Source organism: Nocardia sp. FBN12 (genome assembly GCF_050320175.1).
Taxonomy (GTDB): domain Bacteria; phylum Actinomycetota; class Actinomycetes; order Mycobacteriales; family Mycobacteriaceae; genus Nocardia.
The window spans coordinates 3316725-3338465 of sequence record NZ_CP190048.1 but is presented as its reverse complement, the minus strand read 5'-3'; the positions used below and the strand labels follow the sequence as shown (position 1 = coordinate 3338465).

The window sequence follows — 21741 nt, the reverse complement described above, 5'->3', positions numbered from 1 at the left end:
GGGGCACGAATCACTCCGTGCCCCTGCTGTATTCAGCGGCGCAGAACTTTCCTCGCCAGCCAATTGCCGAAGAACTGCACAGCTTGCACGCCGACGATGATGATCAGCACCGCCACGAGCGTGACCTGCCACTGGAACTGCTGATACCCGTAGACGATCGCGAAATCGCCGAGCCCGCCACCGCCGACGGTGCCCGCCATCGCGGAGATGTCGACGATCGAGATCACCACGAAGGTGTAGCCGAGAATCAACGGCCCCAACGCTTCCGGGATGAGCAGCGTGAGAATGATCCGCAGCGGCCCCGCGCCGACCGCACGCGCCGCCTCGATCACACCGGGATCGACGGTCACCAGGTTCTGCTCGACGATCCGGGCGATGCCGAACGACGCCGCGACGATCATCACGAACAGCGCCGCCTCCGAACCGATCGTCGTGCCGACCACTTCCAGCGTGACCGGACCGAGCGCGGCCAGCAGAATGATGAACGGGATCGGGCGCACGATATTGACGAACACATTGAGCACGAAGTAGATCGGCCCGTTCGCCAGCAGCCCGCCCTTGCGGGTGGTGTAGAGCGCGGTCCCGAGGACGAGCCCGATCACCCCGGCCGCGACGAATGTCACGCCGACCAGGTAGATGGTGGTGCCGATCGCCTCGAACAGCGTGGGCCGCAGCTTCTCCCAGTTGGTTTCCATCAGCCCGCGTTCCGTTCCAGGTCGGCGACAACGCGATCCACCGCGGCATCGGGTCCGTGCAGCGCCAGGGTGACGCTGCCGAACGTCTTGTCCTGCAACGTGCTCACCCCACCGTAAACGATCTCGAAGCGCACGTCGGCGGCCGTCGCGGCGGCCAACGCGGCGCCGAGACCGCTGTCATCATCGATGTCGACGGTGACCAACCGCCCGCCGTGCAGCTCGCCCAATCGACCCAATTCCGTCGCATCGGGCCGGTTGTGCAGCACAGTCGCCACGAACGATCGTGTCGGCGCGGCCTGCGGTGCCGCGAAAACATCGAAGGTGGACGCCAATTCGACGATTCGCCCCTCGGCGAGCACCGCCACCCGGGCGGCCACCGCCCGGATCACATCCATCTCGTGGGTGATCACCACAATGGTCACCCCGAGCTCGGCATTGATCTTCTTCAACAGCCGCAGCACCTCGCCCGTGGTTTCCGGGTCGAGCGCGGAGGTTGCCTCGTCGGCAAGCAGCAGTGACGGCGAGGTCGCCAAAGCCCTGGCGATCCCCACCCGCTGCTTTTGCCCACCGGAGAGCTGATCGGGGTAGGCGCGCGCCTTGTCGGTGAGCCCGACGAAATCGAGCAGCTCGGCCACGCGGGCCTTGCGCTCGGCCCGCTTCCAGCCCGCCACCTTCAGCGGATACTCGATATTGCCTGCGGCAGTGCGAGATCGGAACAGGTTGAACTGCTGGAACACCATGCCGATATCGCGGCGCAGCGTCCGTACCGCCGACTCGGGCACCCCGGTGATGGGAGTGCCCGAAATCGTGACGGTGCCCGAAGTCGGCTTGTCGAGCGCGTTGATCAGCCGCACCAGCGTGGACTTGCCCGCCCCGGAATAGCCGATGACGCCGAAGATCTCACCCGGCTCGATCCGCAGATCGATGTTGTCGAGCGCCGTGTGCCGATCGTCGCCGCTGCCGAAAACCTTGGTGACGGACCGAAATTCGACCGCCGCGTTCACTTGGTCGTACGGATGCCCTGCTGCACCCGGTCCAGAATCCGTTCGAGCTCGGGGCCGGGACGGCTCACCGCGACCGCCGTGTCCTTGGTGACCTCGGCGTGCGCGGTCGCCACTGCCTGGTCCTTCCAGATCTCGACCAGCTTCAGATACGTGGGATTGGCCTTGTCCTCGGCGCGGCTGACGATCACATTGATGTACGGCTCGGCGGCCGGGTTCTTCGGATCATCCTTGTACAGCGCCGATTTCGGGTCGACGCCCGAGCGCTCGAGGAAGGTGTTGTTGATCACCGAACCGTCGACCGAGGGCAGCGACAGCGCGGTCTGGGCGGCGTCGACTGGAGTCACCCGCACCTTGGAGGCCGCCTTGTCGATGTCGGCAGGGGTCGGCTGGACCGAGGTGCCGCTGAGCTTCAGCAATCCGGCCGCCTGCAACACGAACAGCGCACGCGCCTGATTGGTCGGATCGTTGGGGATCGCGACCTCACCGCCGGCGGGGATGTCTGCCAGCGCCGTGTGCTTCTTCGAGTAGAGACCCAGCGGCACGATGTAAGTCGAGCCGATCGGGGTCAAAGTATCCGAACTCGCGACGTTGTACTGGCCCAGGAACTGTAGATGCTGGAACAGATTGAGGTCGATCTGCTTCTGTGACAGCGCCGTGTTCGGCTGCTTGTAGTCGGAGAAGTTCGTGACCTTCAGTGTGATGCCCTGCTCCTTGGCCTTCTGTTCGAAGACTTCGAAGGCTTTGTCCTTGTCGGTGGTGCCGATCCGCACCACCGTGCCCGACTCGTCGTCGGAACCGCACGCGGTCAGGGTGAGGGCCGCGGTTGCTATCAGCACCGGGATCGCCAGTGTCCGACGGAATTTCACTTGTACTCCCGAGTTGATCGCAGAAGATGAACTCGGTCATCCAAGCCGTCCCTCGCGACCCTCGACAATGGTTTAGCTTGCCGCGAGCGAAACCCTCGCAAATACCTGGACGGCCGTCTAACTTGTGGACACGCTGCGGTTGCGCGTGCGAAGCGGCGGCCGGGGTGAATCAGCGCAGCGGGTGCTCCACCGACAACCTGCCGCGGCGGACGAGGTCGCGTTTGGTGATCGGCGGCAGCGTGGCGTCGTCGTCGGGGGCGGCGGGGTTGGGCCGCACCAGCAAGGTGACGGTCGCGGCAGGCACGAACCCGCTGCTGGTCATCAGCGCGGCCGAGGCGCTGTTGCGGTCTTCGACATCGGTGACGATATGGCGGGCGCCGCGCGCGAACAACGCCTTCGAGCAGACGTCAACCAGTCGCCGCGCGATCCCGTGACCCTGCATGTCGGGTGCGACGGCGATCCACTCGAGGTAGGCCCAGTCGTCGCGATGCTCGAACTCCATCGACCCGAGCACGAACCCGACCACCCGGTCGGAATCCAGCGCCACCCAGCAGGCGTTATCGGGGCTGTCGAGGTGTGCGGCGACGGCGGTCAGCGACCACGACGTGTACGGCTTGATGGTGGTGTCGAAGACCTGATGGCCGAGGTCGAGGACTTGACGCAGGTGTCCCAATCCCATCGGCACGACAGCGATGGCGGTGTCCATGGCCGCCAGTGTGCCCTACGCGCCCTTGCGGGTCGCGGTCTTGGCCGCGGTGGATTTGCTCGTGGCGGCTTTGCGCGGTGCGGCTTTCTTGGCGGCTTTTTTCGCTGGCTTCTTCTCCGCCGCGGCTTCGCGCCGCCCGCTGGTCTCGAGACTGCGTTGCAACGCGGCGACCAGATCCACGACTTCGGCATCCGCCTGTTCGGCGGGCTCGGTCTCGGCGGCGGGCTCGACCTTGCCGGTGCCGCTGGCGATCGCCTCGTCGAGCAGTTTCTGCAATTCGATCTGGTATTCGTCGGTGTATTCGGACGGGTCGAAATCGCCCGACATCGACTCGACGAGGGTTTCGGCCATCTTCAGTTCTTGCGGGCGCGGGGCGGGCGCGTCGTCGAGCGACGGGAATTCGACCGCGCGTACCTCGTCGGGCCACAGCAGCGTCTGCAGGACCAGCACACCGTCGCGCACCCGCAACGCGGCCAGTCGGGTCTTCTGCCGCAGCGTGAAATGGACCAGCGCGGTCTTGTCGATGCGTTCGAGCGTCGCGGCCAGCAATTGGTAGGCCTTCGGCGTCGTGGAATCCGGTTCGAGGTAATAGCTCTTATCGAACAGCACCGGGTCGATCTGATCGGACGGCACGAATTCCAGCACGGGAATCTCGTGTTTCTCCGCCGCGGGCAATGTGGCGAAATCGGCGTCGGTCAGCACCACCTGCTCACCGTCCGGCGAGGTATAGGCCTTGTCGATATCGGCATACTGCACGGACTTGCCACACACCTGACAGACGCGGTCGTATTTGATCCGGCCCCCGTCCTTGGCATGGACCTGGTGGAACCGAATGTCATGGTCCTCGGTCGCGGTATAGACCTTGACCGGGACATTGACCAGCCCGAAGGCGATCGAGCCCTTCCAGATCGATCTCATGCACCCCATCATGGTCGAAATGTCGCGCCGGGGCGAGCAAGCGATCTCGAATAGGTGCCCGCCCGTGATCCGGCGGTGCTTGAAATCGTGGTGTCTGATCCAATTGCCGGGTGGGTGTCGAGGTGATCGTGTGTGGGCTCGGGCCCGCGGGGCGGGCCGTTGCTCATCGTGCGCTGGCGGCGGGACGCGACGTCACGGTGATCGATCCGCACCCGGATCGGGTGTGGACGCCGACCTATGCGGCGTGGGTCGACGAATTGCCCGGGTGGCTCGATTCCGGTGTGGTCGCGGCGGCGGTTGACCGCCCATCGGCGTGGGCGGCGCGCGAGCATCGGATCGACCGCGGCTATCAGGTGTTCGATACGGCGTCGCTGCAGTCGTCGTTGACACTGCACGGCGCGACGGTGATCGCGGACCGGGCCGTCGAGGTGACGACACGATCGGTGCGGACGGCGGGTGGGCTGACCCGCACCGGGCAGGTGGTCGATGCGCGGGGGCTGGCCAGGTCGCCGCGTCGCGCGGAGCAGACCGCGTACGGCGTGGTCGTGGCCCGTGCGGAACTCGAACCCACGCTGTTCATGGATTGGCGCCTCGACAACGGCGCCGATCCGGACGACCCACCGTCGTTTCTATACGCGATACCGCTGAGCGCCGACACCATGCTGTTCGAGGAGACCTGCCTCGCCGGGCGGCCCGCGCTCGCACCGGAGGTGTTGCGGCGCAGGCTCGAACACCGGTTAGCTGCGCGGGGGATCGCACTCACCGGAACCGAACCTGTTGAACGGGTGCGGTTTCCGGTACAGGGCGGCAGACCGGGGCATGGCCGATTCGGTGCGGCCGGTGGGCTGATCCACCCCGCGACCGGATACAGCGTCGCGGCCGCGCTCGCCGCGGCGGACACCGTTGTCGCGGGTGACACGGTGTGGACGCCGCGCGCGCGGGCCGTGGCCGCGCTGCGCCGCGCGGGACTGCGTGCGCTGCTGGCTCTCCCGCCGCGCGAGGTCCCGGTCTTCTTCGAGGCGTTCTTCGGTTTGCCCGCACCGCTGCAGCGTTCCTATCTGTCCGGCCTCGACGACCTGCGCGGCACCCTCGCCGCGATGCGCGTTCTGTTCGCCGCCCTTCCGCCGAATCTGCGCCGCGCTGTCGTGACCGCGAGTGTCGATGCGGCTCGCCGGTAGCCGAAGCCGAGACCCGTAGCCGACCGGACGGACGAGGGTGTGCCGGAGGCCCGGCGGCACCGCCACGAAGTTGCTACGATCGCCACGCGAACGCGCCGACCCGCCAACAGGATCGGGTGAGACGAGGCGGGACGGCCCGGTTGTATTCCGAGCCCCCGCGCGTCGACATGCGGTCGCGTCATCGCGTGATCAGTTAGGGGACAATTCGGTGTTCGAATTCACCAGGCGGCGCAGTCGCTGGGTGCTCGGTGTTTTCGCGGTGCTCGCGGTGGTGCTCGGCGCCCTGGGTGCCACGTTGTTCGAGCGGGTGGAGGGCGGCGGATACACCGACCCCGGCAGCGAATCCAGCCGCGCGCTCGAGGTGCTGCGTGCCGAGTTCGGGCAGTCGCCGCCGAATCTGCTGCTGCTGGTGGAGACCGAGTCCTCGGTGGAGGATCCCGAATCCACCGCGGCGGCAACGGCATTGGTCGCCAACCTGCAGGAACGCGAGGGCGTCACCGAGGTGATGTCGTACTGGACCACTCACCTGCCCGCGCTGCGCAGTGTCGACGGCAAGCAGGGTCTGATCGTCGCGAGTGTGCTCGGCAGCGAACGCGAGATCGACCAGCGCGTCGCCGCCATCGCCGGGGAGCTGACGGGGAACCAGGGATCGTTGCAGGTCAGGGCGGGCGGATTCGCCATGCTGATGCACGAGACGGTCCAGCAGAGCAAGACCGATATCGCCAAGGGCGAGGCCATCGCGTTCCCGCTCACGCTGATCGCGCTGCTGTTCGTCTTCGGCGGCCTGGTCGCCGCGAGCCTGCCGTTGCTCGTCGCGATCGGCACCGTGCTCACCACCATGGGCGCGCTGTGGTTGCTCACGCTGTTCACGCCGCTCTCGGTCACCGCGACCAATGTGGCGACGCTGCTCGGCCTCGGGCTCGCCATCGATTACAGCCTGCTGATCGTCAACCGCTATCGCGATGAACTCGCCGATGGCCGCACTCCGGCGGGCGCGGTGGCCACCACGCTGCGCACTGCGGGCCGGACGGTCGCGTTCTCCGCGCTCACCGTCGCGGTGGCGCTGGCCGGGTTGCTGTTCTTCCCGCTGCTGGCGATCCGGTCGATGGGGTACGCGGGCATCGTTGTCGCGGCGCTGGCCGCGCTGGTGTCGCTCACCGTGTTGCCCGCCGCGCTGCTGCTGATCGGCACACGCATCGACAAGGGTCAGCTGGGCTGGTGGTTCCTGCGCGCGCCGCGCCCCGCACCGGGCGAGGGTGCCTGGCACAAACTGGCTACGGCCGTGATGCGCAAGCCGATCTCGATCGGGCTCGCCGTCACCGCGCTGCTGCTCCTGCTCGGCGCACCGTTCCTCGGCGTGAAACTCGGTTTCCCGGACGAACGAATCCTGCCGGAAGCGATGAACTCCCGTCAGGTCGCCGAGATCGTCGCCCGCGACTTCGGCGAGAGCGACCAGCACACCCTGGTAGCGGTGCTGCCGGACAGTGCTTACAGCGCAGCGGGACTCGACACCATCGCCCGTGACCTGTCCGACCTCGACAATGTCCGCCGCGTCGACACCGCCACCGGCAGCTATGCCCAGGGCGGGCTGCTCGTCGAACCCACCGCGGACAACGCGCGATTCCGGGTCGAGCAGGCCGTCTACCTGTCGATCGTGCCCGCCAGCGGCGACAGCGACGCCCTGGCAAGCCTGGTCGAGCAGGTGCGCGCGGTGCAGACACCGAGCGAATTGCTGGTCGGTGGCGTGGCCGCGGCCAATGCCGACTCGGTCGCCGCCATCGAGAACGAACTGCCGTGGGCGCTCGGCTTCGTGGTGATCATGATGCTGATCGTGCTGTTCGCGCTCACCGGCAGTGTGGTGCTGCCGGTGCTGGCGGTGGTCCTCAGCGCGCTGAGCCTGACCGCGACCTTCGGTGCGCTGGTGTGGATCTTCCAGGACGGGCACCTGTCCGGGGTGCTCGGCTTCACCGTTACCGGGGATCTGTCGGCCACCGTCCCGGTGATGCTGTTCGCCGCGGCCTTCGGGCTCGCGATGGACTACCAGGTGTTCCTGCTTTCGCGGATCCGCGAGGAATACGACCGCACCGGCAAGAACGAGACCGCGGTCGCGCTCGGCCTGGAACGGGTCGGACGCATCGTCACCGCCGCGGCGATCCTGATCTCCCTGGTGTTCCTCGGCTTCCTCGCTTCCGACATCACCTTCATGAAGGCCTTCGGCATCGGCCTGCCGCTGGCCGTGATCGTCGACGCCACCCTCGTGCGCGGGTTCCTGCTCCCCGCCGCGATGAAGGTGCTCGGCGACGCGAACTGGTACGCACCGGAATTCCTGCGCCGCCTGCACGACCGGTGGGGCCTGGATGACAGCGGCGCGGCGCGATCGCCGAAACGTGAAGTGGTGGTGCGCGATCCGCTCGCCGCGGCCAGGGGCGAGGAGGTCGTTGTCGTGGATCCGCTCGCGCGGGCCGAGGCGGCACGCGCTGAGGCTGCACGCGCCGAGACAGAGCGGGCCGAGGCAGAGCGCGCCGAGGACGGGACCGGCGGCGCGCGGCCGCAGGCGAGTATCTCGGCCTCGTCGGGAAGCCGCGCGACCTCGGACTGACGCGACCCCGGACTGACGAAAAGTCGCAGGGGCGGGCAACGCGGAAACGCGGCCCGCCCCTGCGAGTTTCGGCGGAGTGCGTGTCAGATGCCGCCGGTGGACAGGAACCCGCCGTCGACCCGCACACAGTCGCCGGTGATCCACGCGGCCTCGTCGGACACCAGGAACGCGATCAGCCGAGCCACATCCTCGGGCTCGCCGAGTCGCTTCATCGGGTACACGCTCGCGGCGCGCTCCTCGTCGTCGGAGTAGAGCGCATCGGCGAACTTGGTCTTGACCACGCCCGGCGCCACCGCGTTGACCCGGATCTTCGGGCCCAGCTGCCAGGCCAGCTCCTCGGTGAGCCGGATCAGCGCCGCCTTCGACGCGCCATAGGCCGAGATCACCCCGGACGACCGGATGCCCGCGACGCTGGCCACGTTCACCACAGCGCCGCCGTGCTCGGCCATCCACGCGCGGTAGGCCTGCTGGACGAAGCCGAGCGACGCCACCACGTTCACGTCGAAGATCTTGCTCACGCCACCCAGGTCGGCGTCCATCAGCGGACCGTAGACCGGGTTGATGCCGGTGTTGTTGACCAGGATGTCGAGCGAGCCGTACTCGGTGACGGCCCTGGCCACGGCTTCCGCGCGCGCGTCGGCGTCACCCGCGTTGCCGGCGATAAAGCTCACCTGGCCCTTGTGTCCCAGCGCGCGCAGCTCGGTAGCGGCGGCCTCCAGCGGTTCGGGTTTACGGGCGGTGATCAGCACGTTCGCGCCCCGGCGCATCAGTTCGGCCGCGGTCGCGAGGCCGATGCCGCGACTGGCTCCGGTGACGAGGGCAGTGCGGCCAAGTAGATCGGTAGTCATGCCAAGAGAGTAACCACGCTCACATCGGGCAGCGCCGGGTGCGGCTTCCGGCGAGGGCGACGGTAAAATAAGTGGTTCTTGCCGATATACCTTTCCCGCTTGTCTTACTCTGAGGAGAACTCTGTGATCACGGCGACCGACCTGGAGGTCCGGGCCGGAGTCCGCACCCTGCTCTCGGCCCCGGGGCCGGCGCTGCGGGTGCAGTCCGGCGACCGGATCGGACTGGTCGGTCGTAATGGTGCGGGTAAGACCACCACCCTGCGCATCCTCGCGGGCGAGGGTGAGCCGTATGCCGGAAAGATCACTCGCTCCACCGACATCGGTTACCTGCCGCAGGACCCGAAGGAAGGCGATCTCGATGTGATCGCCAAGGACCGGGTGCTGTCGGCGCGTGGGCTCGACGTGCTGCTGCGCGATATGGAGAAGGCCCAGGTCGAGATGGCCGAGGTGGCCGATGATGCCGCGCGCGACAAGGCGATTCGCCGATACGGGCGCCTCGAGGACCAGTTCTCCTCGCTCGGTGGCTACGTCGCCGAGAGCGAAGCGGCACGCATCTGCAACAGCCTCGGCCTGCCCGACCGCGTCCTCGACCAGCAGCTGCGCACCCTCTCCGGTGGTCAGCGTCGCCGCATCGAGCTGGCCCGCATCCTGTTCTCGGCCTCCGACGGCTCCGGCGGGCGCTCCGATCGCATCCTGCTGCTCGACGAGCCGACCAACCACCTCGACGCCGACTCCATCACCTGGCTGCGCGGATTCCTGCAGAACCACGACGGCGGCCTGATCGTGATCAGCCACGACGTGGAACTGCTCGGCGACGTGGTGAACAAGGTGTGGTTCCTCGACGCCGTGCGCGGCGAGCCCGACGTCTACAACATGGGCTGGAAGAAGTACCTCGACGCCCGTGCCACCGACGAGCAGCGTCGTGTCCGCGAGCGCGCCAACGCCGAGAAGAAGGCGGGTGCGCTGCGTCAGCAGGCCGCCAAGCTCGGCGCGAAGGCCACCAAAGCCGCTGCGGCACACCAGATGGTGCGTCGCGCCGAACGGTTGATCAACGAGCTCGACGACGTGCGCGTGAGCGACAAGGTCGCCCGCATCCGGTTCCCCGAGCCCGCCGCCTGCAGCAAGACACCGCTGATGGTGAAGGACCTGACCAAGCTCTACGGTTCCCTCGAAATCTTCACCGGTGTGAACTTCGCCGTCGACAAGGGCAGCCGCGTTGTGGTGCTCGGGCTCAACGGTGCCGGTAAGACGACCATGCTGAAACTGCTCGCCGGTGTGGAGACGCCCACCGCCGGTGGCGTCGAACAGGGCCGTGGGCTCAAGGTCGGCTATTTCGCCCAGGAGCACGACACCCTCGACGATCAGGCCTCGGTGTGGGAGAACATCCGCCACGCCTCCCCGGATGCGGGGGAGCAGGAGCTGCGCAGCCTGCTCGGTGCGTTCATGTTCACCGGGCCGCAGCTCGAGCAGCCCGCGGGCACGCTCTCCGGCGGTGAGAAGACGCGTCTGGCACTGGCCGGGCTGGTCTCCTCGGCGGCCAACGTGCTGCTGCTCGACGAACCGACCAACAACCTCGACCCGGTCTCGCGCGAGCAGGTCCTCGAGGCGCTGCGCACCTACGCGGGCGCCGTGGTGCTGGTGACCCACGATCCGGGTGCCGCCGAGGCGCTCAACCCGGAGCGGGTCATTCTGCTGCCCGACGGCACCGAGGACCACTGGTCCGCGGAGTACGCGGAGCTCATCGATCTCGCCTGATCCGTCATGGCCCGGAGTCAGGCGAAGTCGAATACTGCCTGATCTGATGTGAAACGCTGTGTCGGGGCGGAACTCGCCGGGGTCGCGTGAGTTTGATCACTGTTTTCGTTGATCACCGAGTGTGAAGTGTCTAGCCTGGAGGCAGTGCTCGGCGACTCGGAGGAAGCCATGAGCGACAGTGCCAGACAGGCCGCTAGATCGGCCAAGGGTAAATCGACGATCGGCAAGGCAGCGCTGGGCAAGGGCACCCGGGTGACGGGCAAGTCCCGCGACCGGTTGCAGTCCCAGTTGAAGAAGCAGTACGAGGCGGGCGCGTCCATTCGCACCCTGGCCAGGTCCACCGGTCGCTCGTACGGCTTCATTCACAATGTGCTGGTCGAGTCGCATGTCGAACTGCGTGGGCGCGGCGGCGCCAACCGGCGCAAGAATCCGGCCGACTGAGCCGCGGCGCGGACGCCGGCCGCTACCAGCCTGCGACGGCTCCGTCGCCGCGGACCAGCAGATTCGCCAGGCTGGCGAACAGCGGCAGCCCCGTCTTGATCTCGAGGTACGCGAACTGTCCCTGCGGGTTCACCTCGAGGAAGTAGTACTCGCCGTCGCTGCCCAGGCGCAGATCGACGACGCCGAAGCTGAGCCCGAGCGCACCCATCAGGGTCGCGAGGGACTTGCTCACCGAGGCGGGCAGCCGATCCGGCGCGAACGCGACCGAGGTGTCGAGCCGCGAATCGATGCGACCGACGCCCGCTTGCGAGTCGATGCGCACACTCCACTCGACACCGTCGACCCACACCACCCGCAGATCGCAGCTGGCCTCCACATAATCCTGGAACGTGGTCGGCGTCGAACGGATCGACTCGAGCCTGCTCAGCTCGGGCCTGGTGATGATCCTGGTCTCCGAGAACTCGCCACGCCCGGTGCCGGTGCGCTTGTACACCACTGGACCGCACCGGGATTCGACGAAACTGCGCGCCTCGTCCGGGTCGTTGGTGATCAGCGTTTCCGGGATCGTGAAGCCCGCCCGCTGCGCGGTTTCGAGCTGCACGATCTTGCGGGCCGCGGTGCGCTCGGCTGCCGGATCGTTGACCCAGTACGCCGGGATCGACCAGAGCATGCCCTGGATGAACCCGTCGCACTCGGCTTGGCGGAACTCGTCGTCGGCCGCGCGAACGCCGGTGGGAACCCGGCACGGATGCGGCCTGCGCCACCACACCGCACGGACGTCGTCGAGGCCGTGGATATGCGACATCGCGCGGTTGGTGCCCGCCTTGTCGAGCCGGAAACTTCCTGTCTCGGAAGGGAAGTCGCGCAGGTCGAGCCGAATCGGGTCCAGCCCGTGGTGTTCTCGCAGGGTCGACGCCAGCGCATCGGCGTGCAGGTCGTCGGTTTCGGAGACGATGAGCACGGCGTCGGTAGCGCCTTCCATGAGCCCGGTCCGCTTCAGTCGAGGCTGTCGCAGTTGATGCCGTCGCGGAAAGTGAACGTCGCCCCGGTGACACCACCTCGTTCGGCGATGCGCAGTTTCGTCGCCCAGCTGCGGGTGGCGCGGGCCAGCTGCTCGTCGCCGAGCGCTTCCGATGGTTCCGGTGCGAGCGTGATCGGCCGGTCGACGAGCTCGACGCGCATGCGCCGGGTGAAATCCGCTGTCGCGCCAGGGCGGATGTCGACGCGCACCTGACGTTCTCCCGCGCCCTCTTCGGTGAGTCGCACGACGTCGCTGCGGTCGAAAGTCCAGGTACCACCGTCGACCCGCACCGAGATGTCGCGATCGGACTCGGCCACCAGCAATCCGCGCAAGGCGGGGCCCCGATCTCGGGACGACGCGGTAGCGGGGAGGTGGATGGCGTCGGTCATGGGCACTCACTCCGATCTTCTCGTCTGCTCGCGATTTGCCAGAACCCCAAAAGGTGCTTCGGATCATAGCGTGAACGGGTGGCCTGCCGAGCGGGTTCGCAAGATTTGCGGAGCGCCGGGCAAACCGCCGAGCGGCGCGTGATCGCCTTGCGGGGAAAGAATTTCGGACAACTCGGATGCGTCAACTGTGTTCGCATGGGCAATCCGGCAGCAAACATATACGACAACGGCGCGACGGGCAATCCCGGACGGATGCCGGGAGCTGCGCGCCGCGCCGTGTGTGGTCGCTAGAGGCCGAGCAGTTCGGGATTCTCGGCGAGGCCGCGGAAGTGTTCGGCCGGTTCGGGGACGAGTCGACGGGTCGTCAGATCCATCGCACCCGCCACGACGGTGATCTCCGCGGAGACGGTGCCGTCGAGCTTGATGATCTGCTGGTGGAAGCGGAAGACCTTCTCGCCTTCCTTCCAGTCGAAGACGCAGGTCACCGTGACCTCGTCGCCGCCGCGCAGCTCGCGCTTGTATTTGATGGTCGACTCGAGCACCACCGCGCCGACACCGCTGGCGATGAACTTGTCCTGCGAGATGCCCGCCGCGCGCATCAACTCCCACCGGGCGTGCTCACCGTACTGATGGTAGACGGCGTGATTGAGGTGGCCCTGGGTGTCGAGCTCGTAGCCGCGGACGAGGACCGGTACGGAGAACGTCATACGGTGTATAACCAGGCGCTCTCGACGGGTTGTTCCCGTTTCGGGTGCAATATCGGCCACAGTGGTGCCGAGGGCGTATTACCCGCGATGGGCGTTGCGCTCGGCCCACCAGGCGGGCGCGTCGACGAAGTGATTGTCGAATTCCTCTTGGGCAGCGACGAATTCGTCGTGGGTGGCCTGGCCGTGGATCAGCCGGTCGAGCAGGCGGAAGTACTCGAAGCGCTGTACGCCCGGCATCAAGGCGATCAGAATGCGCGCGCCGCTGTCGGGGGTCGCGCCGAAGGCGTGCGGCACTTGCCGCGGCACGACCAGCGAGCCGCCCGCACCGACGGTGAGGATGCGGTCCCCGGCCATGACCTGGAGTTCGCCGTCCGCGACGTAGAACAGCTCATCGGAGCGGGTGTGGAAATGCGGCGCGGCGCCGTCGGCGCCCTGCGTCATGGTGACTTCGAGCGTGCTGACCGCGCCGTCGCTGGCGTTCGCGTCGACGAGCAGGCGCATCCGCACGTTCTCGGTGCCCAGAGTCTCGGCGTCTTCGGGCAGGCAGAGGGCGATGTCGCGGGAGTTCGTCATGACCGTTCCGTTCGTCGGTTGATAATTCGGTACCGAACTATATCTCAGCGAATAGAATCGTGTCCATGGATGAACGCGAACCGGATGTGGTCGATGCGATCGCAGCGCAGTGGCGGCGGGAGCGACCCGAGCTGGAACTCGAGGCGATGGCGGTCTTCGGCAGGCTCGGCCGGCTGATGACCATCGCCATGGCGCGGATCGAAACCGTGTTCACCGCACACGGTTTGCAACGGGGTGAGTTCGATGTGCTTGCGGCACTGCGCCGTTCGGGTGCGCCCTGTGAACTCAACCCGTCGGTGCTCGCCGACACTCTGATGCTGTCGCGCGCAGGCATGACCGGCCGCATCGACCGGCTCGAGACGGCGGGCCTGGTGCGTCGGGTCGCCGACCGCGAAGATCGACGCGCCGTGCGGGTGGCGCTCACCGAGGACGGGCGCGCACTGATCGACACGGTGGTCGTGGCCCACACCGAGAACGAGACGGCCATGCTCTCGGTTCTCGATCCCGCGGATCGGGCCGCCCTGGACCGAATTTCGCGAACTCTGCTCAGTCGGTGGGCGGAGTGACCGCCCGATCCCGATCAGCGAAACGGCGCCTCGCGATGATCCCGCCGGGCGCAAGAGTGGCGGCCATGGCGGCGGGAACCGTGTGGAGCCTGACTCAGGACTCCTTGCGGCGCACCGAGGCTTCGACGAGATCCAGTACGGCCGAAAGGTTTTCGTTCGTGTGGCCCGAGGCGATGCGGGCGATCAGACCGTCGAGGACCAGGTCGAGGTAGCCGAGCAGGACGTCGGTGGGGACGTCGTCGCGCAGGGCGCCCGCGGCCTTGCGGCGTTCCAGGCGCGCCAGGGTCGCGGCGGTGAGTTCGGCGGAGCGTTGGGTCCAGCCCGCGCGGAATTCGGGGTCGGTGCGGACCCGGCGGGCGATTTCGAGGCGGGTGCCGAGCCAGTTGAATTCTTCGGGGCGGGCGAGCATATCGCGCATGACCTGGACGAGACCCTGGTTGGCGGCGACGTCGGCCATCCGCTCTGCGTCGTCTTTGGCGAGGGCGAAGAACAGGGCATCCTTGTCGCGGAAGTGGTGGAAGATCGCGCCGCGCGAGAGGCCGATCGCTTCTTCCAGGCGGCGCACGGTGGCGCCGTCGTAGCCGTATTCGGCGAAGCAGCGTCGTGCACCGTCGAGGATCTGGCTGCGGCGGGCGGCGAGGTGGTCGTCGCTGACCTTGGGCATGATTCCTCCAGCTAGCGGATACACGGACCCCCGCCCCGGCGAACCGAGACGGGGGCTGTCGCATTATTCACGGGCATACGAATGCCCTTGTGGCGCAACATCTTACGATGTCACGCCACCGGGTCGAGCAGTTAGCCGCGGATCATGTTGCGCAGCACGTACTGCAGGATGCCGCCGTTGCGGTAGTAGTCGGCCTCACCGGGGGTGTCGATGCGGACGACCGCGTCGAACTCGGTGACCTTGCCGTCTTCGGCGGTGGCGGTGACCTTGACGGTCTCGGGGGTGACACCCTCGTTGAGGGCGGTGATCCCGGCGATGTCGAAGGTCTCGGTGCCGGTCAGGCCCAGCGACGCGGCGGATTCGCCGGCCGGGAACTGCAGCGGCACAACGCCCATGCCGATCAGGTTCGAGCGGTGGATGCGCTCGAACGACTCGGTGATGACGGCCTTCACACCCAGCAGACTGGTGCCCTTGGCGGCCCAGTCACGCGAGGAGCCCGAACCGTATTCCTTGCCACCGAGCACGACCAGCGGGATGCCCGCGGCCTGGTAGTTCTGCGAGGCGTCGTAGATGAACGCCTGCGGGCCACCGTCCTGGGTGAAGTCGCGGGTGTAACCACCCGAGACGTCGTCGAGCAGCTGGTTGCGCAGCCGGATGTTGGCGAAGGTGCCACGGATCATGACCTCGTGGTTGCCGCGACGCGAGCCCAGCGAGTTGTAGTCCTTGCGGGCCACACCGTTGGCGTCGAGGTACTGCGCGGCCGGGGTGCCGGGCTTGATCGGGCCCGCCGGGGAGATGTGGTCGGTGGTGACCGAGTCGCCCAGCAGCGCCAGCACGCGAGCGCCGGCGATATCGGTGACGGGGGAGGGGTCCATCGACATGCCGTCGAAGTAAGGCGCCTTGCGCACGTAGGTCGACTTCTCGTCCCACGCGAAGGTGTCACCCTCCGGGGTCGCCAGACCCTGCCAGCGCTTGTCACCATCGAAGATGGTGGCGTAGGAGTTGCGGAACATGTCCTGGCTGATCGACGTCTTGATGGTGTCGTCGATCTCCTGGGCCGAGGGCCAGATGTCCTTCAGGAAGACATCGTTGCCGTCGGTGTCCTGGCCCAGCGCGTCGGTCTCGAAGTCGAAGTCCATCGTGCCCGCGAGCGCGTACGCGATGACCAGCGGCGGGGAGGCCAGGTAGTTCATCTTCACGTCGGGGGAGATGCGACCCTCGAAGTTGCGGTTACCCGAGAGCACCGCGGTGACCGAGAGGTCGTTGTCGTTGATCGCGGCCGAGATCGCCTCGGGCAGCGGACCGGTGTTACCGATGCAGGTGGTGCAGCCGTAGCCACCGACGAAGAAGCCGAGCTTCTCGAGGTAGGGCCACAGACCGGCCTTCTCGTAGTAGTCGGTGACGACCTGCGAACCCGGCGCCATGTTGGTCTTCACCCACGGCTTGGTCGCGAGACCCTTTTCCACCGCGTTGCGGGCGAGCAGGGCGGCGCCGAGCATGACCGACGGGTTGGAGGTGTTGGTGCAGGAGGTGATACCCGCGACCACGACGGCGCCGTGATCGAGCACGAACTTGTTGCCGTCCTCACCGACGACCTCGATCGGCTTGGACGGCCGGCCGTTGGCACCCTTGGCCGCGGAGTGCGCGGGCGTGTAGGTGTCGTCGGCGGCGCTGGCGGACACAGCGGTCGAGTCCGAGGCCGGGAAGGACTCGTCGACGCCCTCGTCCAGCGCGGTGAGCTCACCTTCGCCGACGTAGTTGACGATGTCGGAGCGGAACGCGCGCTTGGAGTCGCTGAGCAGGATGCGGTCCTGGGGACGCTTCGGGCCCGCGATCGAGGGCACCACGTCGCCCAGATCGAGCTCGAGGTACTCCGAGTACACCGGCTCGCGCTCGGCGTCGTGCCACATGCCCTGTTCCTTGGCGTACGCCTCGACGAGCGCGAGCTGCTCGTCGCTGCGGCCGGTCAGGCGCAGGTAGTTGATGGTCTCGGAGTCGATCGGGAAGATCGCGGCGGTGGAACCGAACTCGGGGCTCATGTTGCCCAGGGTCGCGCGGTTCGCCAGCGGTACCTCGGAGACGCCCTTGCCGTAGAACTCGACGAACTTGCCGACGACGCCGTGCTTGCGCAGCTGCTCGGTGACGGTGAGCACCACGTCGGTGGCGGTGACGCCCGGCTTGATCTCACCGGTCAGCTTGAAGCCGACCACGCGCGGGATGAGCATGGAGACCGGCTGGCCCAGCATCGCGGCCTCGGCCTCGATGCCACCCACGCCCCAGCCGAGCACGCCGAGGCCGTTGACCATGGTGGTGTGCGAGTCGGTGCCGACACAGGTGTCGGGGTAGGCCTGGCCGTTGCGGACCATGACGGTGGGGGCCAGGTACTCGATGTTGACCTGGTGGACGATGCCCATGCCAGGGGGGACGACCTTGAAGTCGTCGAAGGCGCCCTGGCCCCAGCGCAGGAACTGGTACCGCTCGCCGTTGCGCTCGTACTCGAGGTCGACGTTGCGCTCCAGCGCGTCGGCGCGGCCGAAGACGTCCAGGATCACCGAGTGGTCGATGACCATGTCGGCGGGCGAGAGCGGGTTGACCTTGCTCGGATCGCCACCGAGGACGGTGACGGCCTCGCGCATGGTGGCGAGGTCGACGATGCAGGGCACGCCGGTGAAGTCCTGCATGATCACGCGCGCGGGGGTGAACTGGATCTCGACGCTCGGCTGCGCCGAGGGGTCCCAGTTCGCGATCTCGCGGATGTGGTCGGCGGTGATGTTCGCGCCGTCCTCGGTGCGCAGCAGGTTCTCTGCCAGCACCTTCAGGGCATAGGGCAGCTTCTCGGTGCCGGGAACAGCCGAGAGACGGAAGATCTCGTAGGAGTTGCTTCCGACCTCGAGCGTGCCTTTGGCGCCGAAGGTATCAATCTTCGTCACGTCAGCTCCACTCATGTGTGAGGGTGTGCCGCCGGCGGGGCTGTGCCGGCGACTCGCGTCTTCGGAGGGGGTATCCGGCGCCGTTATGTGCCGGTTTCCTCGCCGTACGAGCCTAACAGTACGCTTGTCCTATGAAATACGCGGGGGCCGCCGACAGCGGCGTGCGGACGTAGGAGAGCGCTACGTCGCGTACTGTGCCTGACGAGCGAAGTCGGCCGAAGACGCAGTGACGCTCACCTTGGCAGTGTTGGACGCCCGTCGCGACACCGGCGATCGTGGCTCGACAGACCGGATGGAAGATGACCACTTTTGCGCCGATGGCGGCTGAGCTGCCACCGAACACCGTGCTGAGCAGCGTCGCGTCCGACCTCGCCGACAATCACGTCGCGGCCCCCAAGGGTCAGGATCAGGAGAAACTGGCGGCGATCGTCGCGCAGGCGCGATCCGAGGGGATCCCGCTCAGCGTCGTCATCGTTCCCGGTAATCCCGGCCACGACTCGAGCCTACGTGATCTGGCCACCGAGGTCGGCGAAAGCACGCACGGAACTGTCGCGGTCTTCAGCGACGACTGGCTCGGCACCTACAGCGACGGCATCAGCCGGGTTCGCCTCGAATGGGCCGAGGACGCGGCCAAGTACAAGGGCAACCATCCCGAAGAGGCCGTGCAGGCCTTCGTCGACCGGCTGGAGCAGCCGGAAGGCGTCTCCTGGAGCGTCATCACCGCCGTGATGCTCGGCCTGATGGCGCTGGCGATCGCCGGGCTGTACCTGGTGAAGGTCCGCCGTGGCCCCGACGTCCCGGCTGTCACCGAGTCGCCGCGCGTCGATGCGAGCTCCGCCAACTAACTGATTTCACTCCAGTCACATTTCCAGACCAACGGTCTGTTTTATGGCGTAGAAAACTGTCTCGCGTCAGGCTAATTCTGAGCAATCGATGAATTGCTGCCGCGCGCCACTGTGGCAGTTGTTTCCTTTGGGAACTATGTGTCGTACGGTAGCGGTGATCGCGATCGTGAATGCAGTGGTACAGGGGGCATTGGTCGACTCTTGTGGTCGGTGTTTCGGCTGATGTGCCGGTGGCGTATGTCGAGTCGAGATACTCGGAGGTGCCGTGCGCGGTGCGGGCAGGCAGGACGAACCAGGTCTATTACGAATAGCGATCGGGTTGCTGGCGGTGATGGCGGTGCTGCTCACCGCGGGCCCGGTCGCCGCGGTGCCACCTCCGCCGCCCAATCCCTCCGACGGTGAGATCGCGGGAGCGGGCGCCCAAGTCGACGCGCGGGTCAGCGAGATCGGCGTACTGATCAATCGCGTCGCCGCGGCCGATCAGCAGTTGCGCGAACTCGACGACCAGCTCGCGGGCAAACGCGAAGCGGTCAACCAGGCGCTCGTCGACCTGCAGACCGCCCGCGACGCCGCCGACGCGGCCGCTGCGGCCGTTACCGACAGCCAGGACCGACTGGCCGACGCGGGCACGAAAGTCGGTGTGGCACGCCAGGATTTCGATCAGGTCGCCACCCAGGCCTACGTGCGCCCCGCCAACAGCTCGGTCGTCACCTACCTCGCCTCCTCGACCCCCGACGCCGCGATGGATCGCGCGCAGGTGCTCGGCATGGTGTCGAAGAACCAGCGCCAGGTCCTGGACGGTCTACGTCGTGCCCAGATCGACCAGGCCAACCAGAACTCCGCCGCCCGGCAAGCCAAGGCCGACGCCGATACCGCCGCCGCGGGCGCGGAACAGAAACGTGACGCCGCCCAGACCGCGGTGAACATCGCCAAGACCGAGTTCGACACCCAAGCTGTGGCCCGCGACAACTTGCGCCGCGACCGCAGCGCCGCCCAGACCGCCCTCGACGCCGCCCGCTCGACGGTCGCCGGCCTGCAGGGCCAGCGCGAGATCTTCCTGACCTGGGACGCCCAACGCGAGGCCGAGGTAATGGCCCTACTGGCCGCCGCCAACGCCGCCGCCTCCCGCGCCGCCGCCGACAAAGCCGCCCGCGAACGCGCCGCTGAACTCAACGAGGGCCAGCGCCCCCACACCGACCTCGAATCGACCCCCGCCTCCCCCCGCCGAACCAAACCGCGCCCCTCGCAGCCCCAGATCACCGGTTCGGCCGCGATCGAAACGGTGGTCGACCGCGCGATGTCCCAACTCGGCGTCACCTACGCCTGGGGCGGCGGCGACGAGGACGGCCCCACCCTCGGCATCCGCGACGGCGGCACCGGCGACGCCCACGGCGACTTCAACAAGGTCGGCTTCGACTGCTCGGGTCTGATGCTCTACGCCTTCGCCGGCATCGGCGTCTCGCTACCGCACTACAGCGGCTACCAGTACAACGCGGGCACCCGCGTCGACGTCGAGGACCGCGAACGCGGCGACATGCTCTTCTGGGGCCCCGGCGGCAGCGCGCACGTGGCGATGTATCTGGGCAACGGCACGATGATCGAGGCCCCTGAATCTGGGGATATCGTGAAGATTTCGCCGGTTCGCGAGGACGGCATCATGCCGTACGCGGTTCGCATCGTCACCGACTGAGTGGGTATCAGTGCTGGTAGAGGCCGGATCGGCGAAGTGCGCACCACACTCGCCGATGCGCGTGAGCGCCGTCACCACCATGACGAATCCCCGTCTAGTACTGGCCGGTTGCGGCGGACCGGGCGATTCAATGGAATAGTTGGTGCCGCACGCACAGGACCAAAGCGAAAGCGGGGATGTTGGTGACTTCGACGGAAGGTGTGAGCGGGCCGAAGCTGGCGAAGGACGCCGGTACGGCTACGCCGAGCACCCTGGAGCGTGACGTCCAGACTCTCGAGAAGGCGATCTACGAGGTCAAGCGGGTTATCGTCGGTCAGGATCGGCTTGTCGAGCGTTTGCTCGTCGCCGTGCTGGCGCGCGGACACGTGCTGCTCGAAGGTGTGCCGGGCGTCGCGAAGACTCTTGCGGTGGAAACCTTCGCCAAGGTCATCGGCGGCTCGTTCTCCCGGGTGCAGTTCACCCCGGACCTCGTGCCCACCGACCTGATCGGTACCCGCATCTACCGGCAGGGCCGCGAGGAATTCGACACCGAGCTCGGCCCGGTCGTCGCGAACTTCGTGCTCGCCGACGAGATCAACCGCGCACCGGCCAAGGTGCAGTCGGCACTGCTCGAGGTGATGGCCGAGCGCAAGCTGTCGATCGGCGGCAAGACCTACCCGATGCCCGATCCGTTCCTGGTCATGGCGACCCAGAACCCGATCGAGAGCGAAGGCGTCTACCCGCTGCCCGAGGCGCAGCGCGACCGCTTCCTGTTCAAGGTCGTCGTGGATTACCCCTCGGTCGAGGAAGAGCGCGAGATCATCTACCGGATGGGTGTGAGCGCGCCCGAGCCGAATCAGATTCTCGACCCCGAAGACATCATCCGCCTGCAGAAGGTGGCCGCCAACGTCTTCGTGCACCACGCGCTGGTCGACTACGTGGTCCGCGTGATCACCGCGACCCGCACGCCCGCCGACTTCGGCATGGACGACGTGGCGAGCTGGATCTCCTACGGTGCCTCCCCGCGCGCGAGCCTCGGCATCATCGCCGCGGCCCGCTCGGTGGCGCTGATCCGTGGCCGTGACTACGTGGTGCCCCAAGACGTCGTCGAGGTGATCCCGGACGTGCTGCGTCACCGTCTGGTGCTGTCGTATGACGCACTGGCCGACGAGGTGTCGCCTGAGGACGTCATCAAGCGCGTGCTGCAGACCGTCGGTCTGCCGCAGGTCGCCCCGCAGGCCAACGGTCAGGCTGCCCCGCAGCAGCCGCCGGTGCCCCAGCCGCCCCAGGCCCAGGCTGTGCCGCAGTCGGTGAACGGGCAGCAGTCCCAGCCCGCCGGCTCCGCTGCGCCCCAGTGAGTGCGCCGG

20 protein-coding genes are annotated in these 21741 nt (G+C 67.3%); 8 read left to right on the top strand and 12 right to left on the bottom strand.

Going from position 1 to position 21741, the window contains the following annotated elements; all coding sequences use genetic code 11:
• Positions 1-32 precede the first annotated feature (32 nt).
• From ACQHI0_RS16075 to ACQHI0_RS16055, 5 genes are all read right to left on the bottom strand, one after another.
• A complete protein-coding gene (locus tag ACQHI0_RS16075) occupies positions 33-695 on the bottom strand; it encodes a methionine ABC transporter permease (protein ID WP_427908743.1) in 663 nt (220 codons plus the stop codon).
• The gene (locus tag ACQHI0_RS16070) at positions 695-1699 is read right to left on the bottom strand and encodes a methionine ABC transporter ATP-binding protein (RefSeq protein WP_427908742.1); all 1005 of its coding nucleotides are present in this window, start codon (positions 1697-1699) and stop codon (positions 695-697) included. The genes ACQHI0_RS16075 and ACQHI0_RS16070 overlap by 1 nt, the downstream gene beginning before the upstream one ends.
• On the bottom strand, positions 1696-2565 hold the full coding sequence (locus ACQHI0_RS16065; RefSeq protein WP_427908741.1) for a MetQ/NlpA family ABC transporter substrate-binding protein: 870 nt from the start codon (positions 2563-2565) through the stop codon (positions 1696-1698). The genes ACQHI0_RS16070 and ACQHI0_RS16065 overlap by 4 nt, the downstream gene beginning before the upstream one ends.
• A 169-nt stretch (positions 2566-2734) precedes the next feature.
• Positions 2735-3271 carry a GNAT family N-acetyltransferase gene (locus ACQHI0_RS16060; RefSeq protein WP_427908740.1) on the bottom strand — a complete coding sequence of 179 codons (537 nt, stop codon included), beginning with the start codon at positions 3269-3271 and terminating at the stop codon, positions 2735-2737.
• Between the two features lie 15 nt (positions 3272-3286).
• Entirely contained in the window at positions 3287-4189 is a 903-nt protein-coding gene (locus ACQHI0_RS16055; RefSeq protein ID WP_427908739.1) for a Ku protein, read from the bottom strand.
• A 110-nt stretch (positions 4190-4299) separates the two neighbouring features.
• On the opposite strand from ACQHI0_RS16055, the gene ACQHI0_RS16050 reads away from it, so the two are divergent.
• Both ACQHI0_RS16050 and ACQHI0_RS16045 read left to right on the top strand, forming a co-directional pair.
• The gene (locus ACQHI0_RS16050) at positions 4300-5367 is read left to right on the top strand and encodes a lycopene cyclase family protein (protein ID WP_427908738.1); all 1068 of its coding nucleotides are present in this window, start codon (positions 4300-4302) and stop codon (positions 5365-5367) included.
• 208 nt (positions 5368-5575) lie between these two features.
• Positions 5576-7966 carry an MMPL family transporter gene (locus tag ACQHI0_RS16045; RefSeq protein ID WP_427908737.1) on the top strand — a complete coding sequence of 797 codons (2391 nt, stop codon included), beginning with the start codon at positions 5576-5578 and terminating at the stop codon, positions 7964-7966.
• 83 nt (positions 7967-8049) lie between these two features.
• Here the strand turns inward: ACQHI0_RS16045 and ACQHI0_RS16040 are convergent, their stop codons facing one another.
• The gene (locus ACQHI0_RS16040; protein WP_427908736.1) at positions 8050-8814 is read right to left on the bottom strand and encodes an SDR family oxidoreductase; all 765 of its coding nucleotides are present in this window, start codon (positions 8812-8814) and stop codon (positions 8050-8052) included.
• 123 nt (positions 8815-8937) lie between these two features.
• Between ACQHI0_RS16040 and ACQHI0_RS16035 the strand changes: the two genes are divergently transcribed.
• Both ACQHI0_RS16035 and ACQHI0_RS16030 read left to right on the top strand, forming a co-directional pair.
• Positions 8938-10569 (top strand): ABC-F family ATP-binding cassette domain-containing protein, encoded by a 1632-nt coding sequence (locus ACQHI0_RS16035; protein ID WP_378627138.1) that lies wholly within the window; start codon positions 8938-8940, stop codon positions 10567-10569.
• Positions 10570-10737: 168 nt separating this feature from the next.
• Positions 10738-11010, top strand: a complete 273-nt coding sequence (locus ACQHI0_RS16030; RefSeq protein WP_266290315.1) for a helix-turn-helix domain-containing protein — start codon at positions 10738-10740, stop codon at positions 11008-11010.
• A 22-nt stretch (positions 11011-11032) separates the two neighbouring features.
• Here ACQHI0_RS16030 and ACQHI0_RS16025 read toward each other — a convergent pair whose 3' ends face one another.
• The 4 genes from ACQHI0_RS16025 to ACQHI0_RS16010 form a co-directional block, all read right to left on the bottom strand.
• Positions 11033-11992 (bottom strand): hypothetical protein, encoded by a 960-nt coding sequence (locus ACQHI0_RS16025; RefSeq protein ID WP_427908735.1) that lies wholly within the window; start codon positions 11990-11992, stop codon positions 11033-11035.
• Between the two features lie 14 nt (positions 11993-12006).
• Complete coding sequence (locus tag ACQHI0_RS16020; RefSeq protein WP_427908734.1) at positions 12007-12420, bottom strand: hypothetical protein; 414 nt, start codon at positions 12418-12420, stop codon at positions 12007-12009.
• A gap of 287 nt (positions 12421-12707) precedes the next feature.
• Positions 12708-13127, bottom strand: a complete 420-nt coding sequence (locus ACQHI0_RS16015) for an acyl-CoA thioesterase (RefSeq protein WP_427908733.1) — start codon at positions 13125-13127, stop codon at positions 12708-12710.
• Between the two features lie 78 nt (positions 13128-13205).
• Positions 13206-13628, bottom strand: coding sequence for a cupin domain-containing protein (locus tag ACQHI0_RS16010; RefSeq protein ID WP_427909179.1), 423 nt, complete (start codon positions 13626-13628; stop codon positions 13206-13208).
• 137 nt (positions 13629-13765) lie between these two features.
• On the opposite strand from ACQHI0_RS16010, the gene ACQHI0_RS16005 reads away from it, so the two are divergent.
• Positions 13766-14266 carry a MarR family winged helix-turn-helix transcriptional regulator gene (locus tag ACQHI0_RS16005; protein WP_427908732.1) on the top strand — a complete coding sequence of 167 codons (501 nt, stop codon included), beginning with the start codon at positions 13766-13768 and terminating at the stop codon, positions 14264-14266.
• 94 nt (positions 14267-14360) lie between these two features.
• Here ACQHI0_RS16005 and ACQHI0_RS16000 read toward each other — a convergent pair whose 3' ends face one another.
• Both ACQHI0_RS16000 and acnA read right to left on the bottom strand, forming a co-directional pair.
• Positions 14361-14930 carry a TetR/AcrR family transcriptional regulator gene (locus ACQHI0_RS16000; RefSeq protein WP_266290299.1) on the bottom strand — a complete coding sequence of 190 codons (570 nt, stop codon included), beginning with the start codon at positions 14928-14930 and terminating at the stop codon, positions 14361-14363.
• A gap of 131 nt (positions 14931-15061) precedes the next feature.
• Entirely contained in the window at positions 15062-17875 is a 2814-nt protein-coding gene (acnA, locus tag ACQHI0_RS15995) for an aconitate hydratase AcnA (protein ID WP_427908731.1), read from the bottom strand.
• A gap of 284 nt (positions 17876-18159) precedes the next feature.
• Between acnA and ACQHI0_RS15990 the strand changes: the two genes are divergently transcribed.
• The 3 genes from ACQHI0_RS15990 (at position 18160) to ACQHI0_RS15980 (ending at position 21732) form a co-directional block, all read left to right on the top strand.
• Positions 18160-18705 (top strand): DUF6676 family protein, encoded by a 546-nt coding sequence (locus tag ACQHI0_RS15990; protein ID WP_427908730.1) that lies wholly within the window; start codon positions 18160-18162, stop codon positions 18703-18705.
• 265 nt (positions 18706-18970) lie between these two features.
• Positions 18971-20395 carry an NlpC/P60 family protein gene (locus ACQHI0_RS15985; protein WP_427908729.1) on the top strand — a complete coding sequence of 475 codons (1425 nt, stop codon included), beginning with the start codon at positions 18971-18973 and terminating at the stop codon, positions 20393-20395.
• A 176-nt stretch (positions 20396-20571) separates the two neighbouring features.
• Positions 20572-21732, top strand: coding sequence for an AAA family ATPase (locus tag ACQHI0_RS15980; protein WP_427908728.1), 1161 nt, complete (start codon positions 20572-20574; stop codon positions 21730-21732).
• The last annotated feature ends 9 nt before the right edge of the window (positions 21733-21741 follow it).

Excerpts from the sequence above, each read along its gene's own strand:
- ACQHI0_RS16075 (WP_427908743.1), bottom strand. The coding sequence starts at position 695 with ATGGAAACCAACTGGGAGAAGCTGCGGCCCACGCTGTTCGAGGCGATC.
- ACQHI0_RS16060 (WP_427908740.1), bottom strand. The coding sequence starts at position 3,271 with ATGGACACCGCCATCGCTGTCGTGCCGATGGGATTGGGACACCTGCGT.
- ACQHI0_RS16055 (WP_427908739.1), bottom strand. The coding sequence starts at position 4,189 with ATGAGATCGATCTGGAAGGGCTCGATCGCCTTCGGGCTGGTCAATGTC.
- ACQHI0_RS16040 (WP_427908736.1), bottom strand. The coding sequence starts at position 8,814 with ATGACTACCGATCTACTTGGCCGCACTGCCCTCGTCACCGGAGCCAGT.
- ACQHI0_RS16030 (WP_266290315.1), top strand. The coding sequence starts at position 10,738 with ATGAGCGACAGTGCCAGACAGGCCGCTAGATCGGCCAAGGGTAAATCG.
- ACQHI0_RS16025 (WP_427908735.1), bottom strand. The coding sequence starts at position 11,992 with ATGGAAGGCGCTACCGACGCCGTGCTCATCGTCTCCGAAACCGACGAC.
- ACQHI0_RS16020 (WP_427908734.1), bottom strand. The coding sequence starts at position 12,420 with ATGACCGACGCCATCCACCTCCCCGCTACCGCGTCGTCCCGAGATCGG.
- ACQHI0_RS16015 (WP_427908733.1), bottom strand. The coding sequence starts at position 13,127 with ATGACGTTCTCCGTACCGGTCCTCGTCCGCGGCTACGAGCTCGACACC.
- ACQHI0_RS16010 (WP_427909179.1), bottom strand. The coding sequence starts at position 13,628 with ATGCGCCTGCTCGTCGACGCGAACGCCAGCGACGGCGCGGTCAGCACG.
- ACQHI0_RS16005 (WP_427908732.1), top strand. The coding sequence starts at position 13,766 with ATGGATGAACGCGAACCGGATGTGGTCGATGCGATCGCAGCGCAGTGG.
- ACQHI0_RS16000 (WP_266290299.1), bottom strand. The coding sequence starts at position 14,930 with ATGCCCAAGGTCAGCGACGACCACCTCGCCGCCCGCCGCAGCCAGATC.
- acnA (WP_427908731.1), bottom strand. The coding sequence starts at position 17,875 with ATGAGTGGAGCTGACGTGACGAAGATTGATACCTTCGGCGCCAAAGGC.
- ACQHI0_RS15990 (WP_427908730.1), top strand. The coding sequence starts at position 18,160 with ATGACCACTTTTGCGCCGATGGCGGCTGAGCTGCCACCGAACACCGTG.
- ACQHI0_RS15980 (WP_427908728.1), top strand. The coding sequence starts at position 20,572 with ATGTTGGTGACTTCGACGGAAGGTGTGAGCGGGCCGAAGCTGGCGAAG.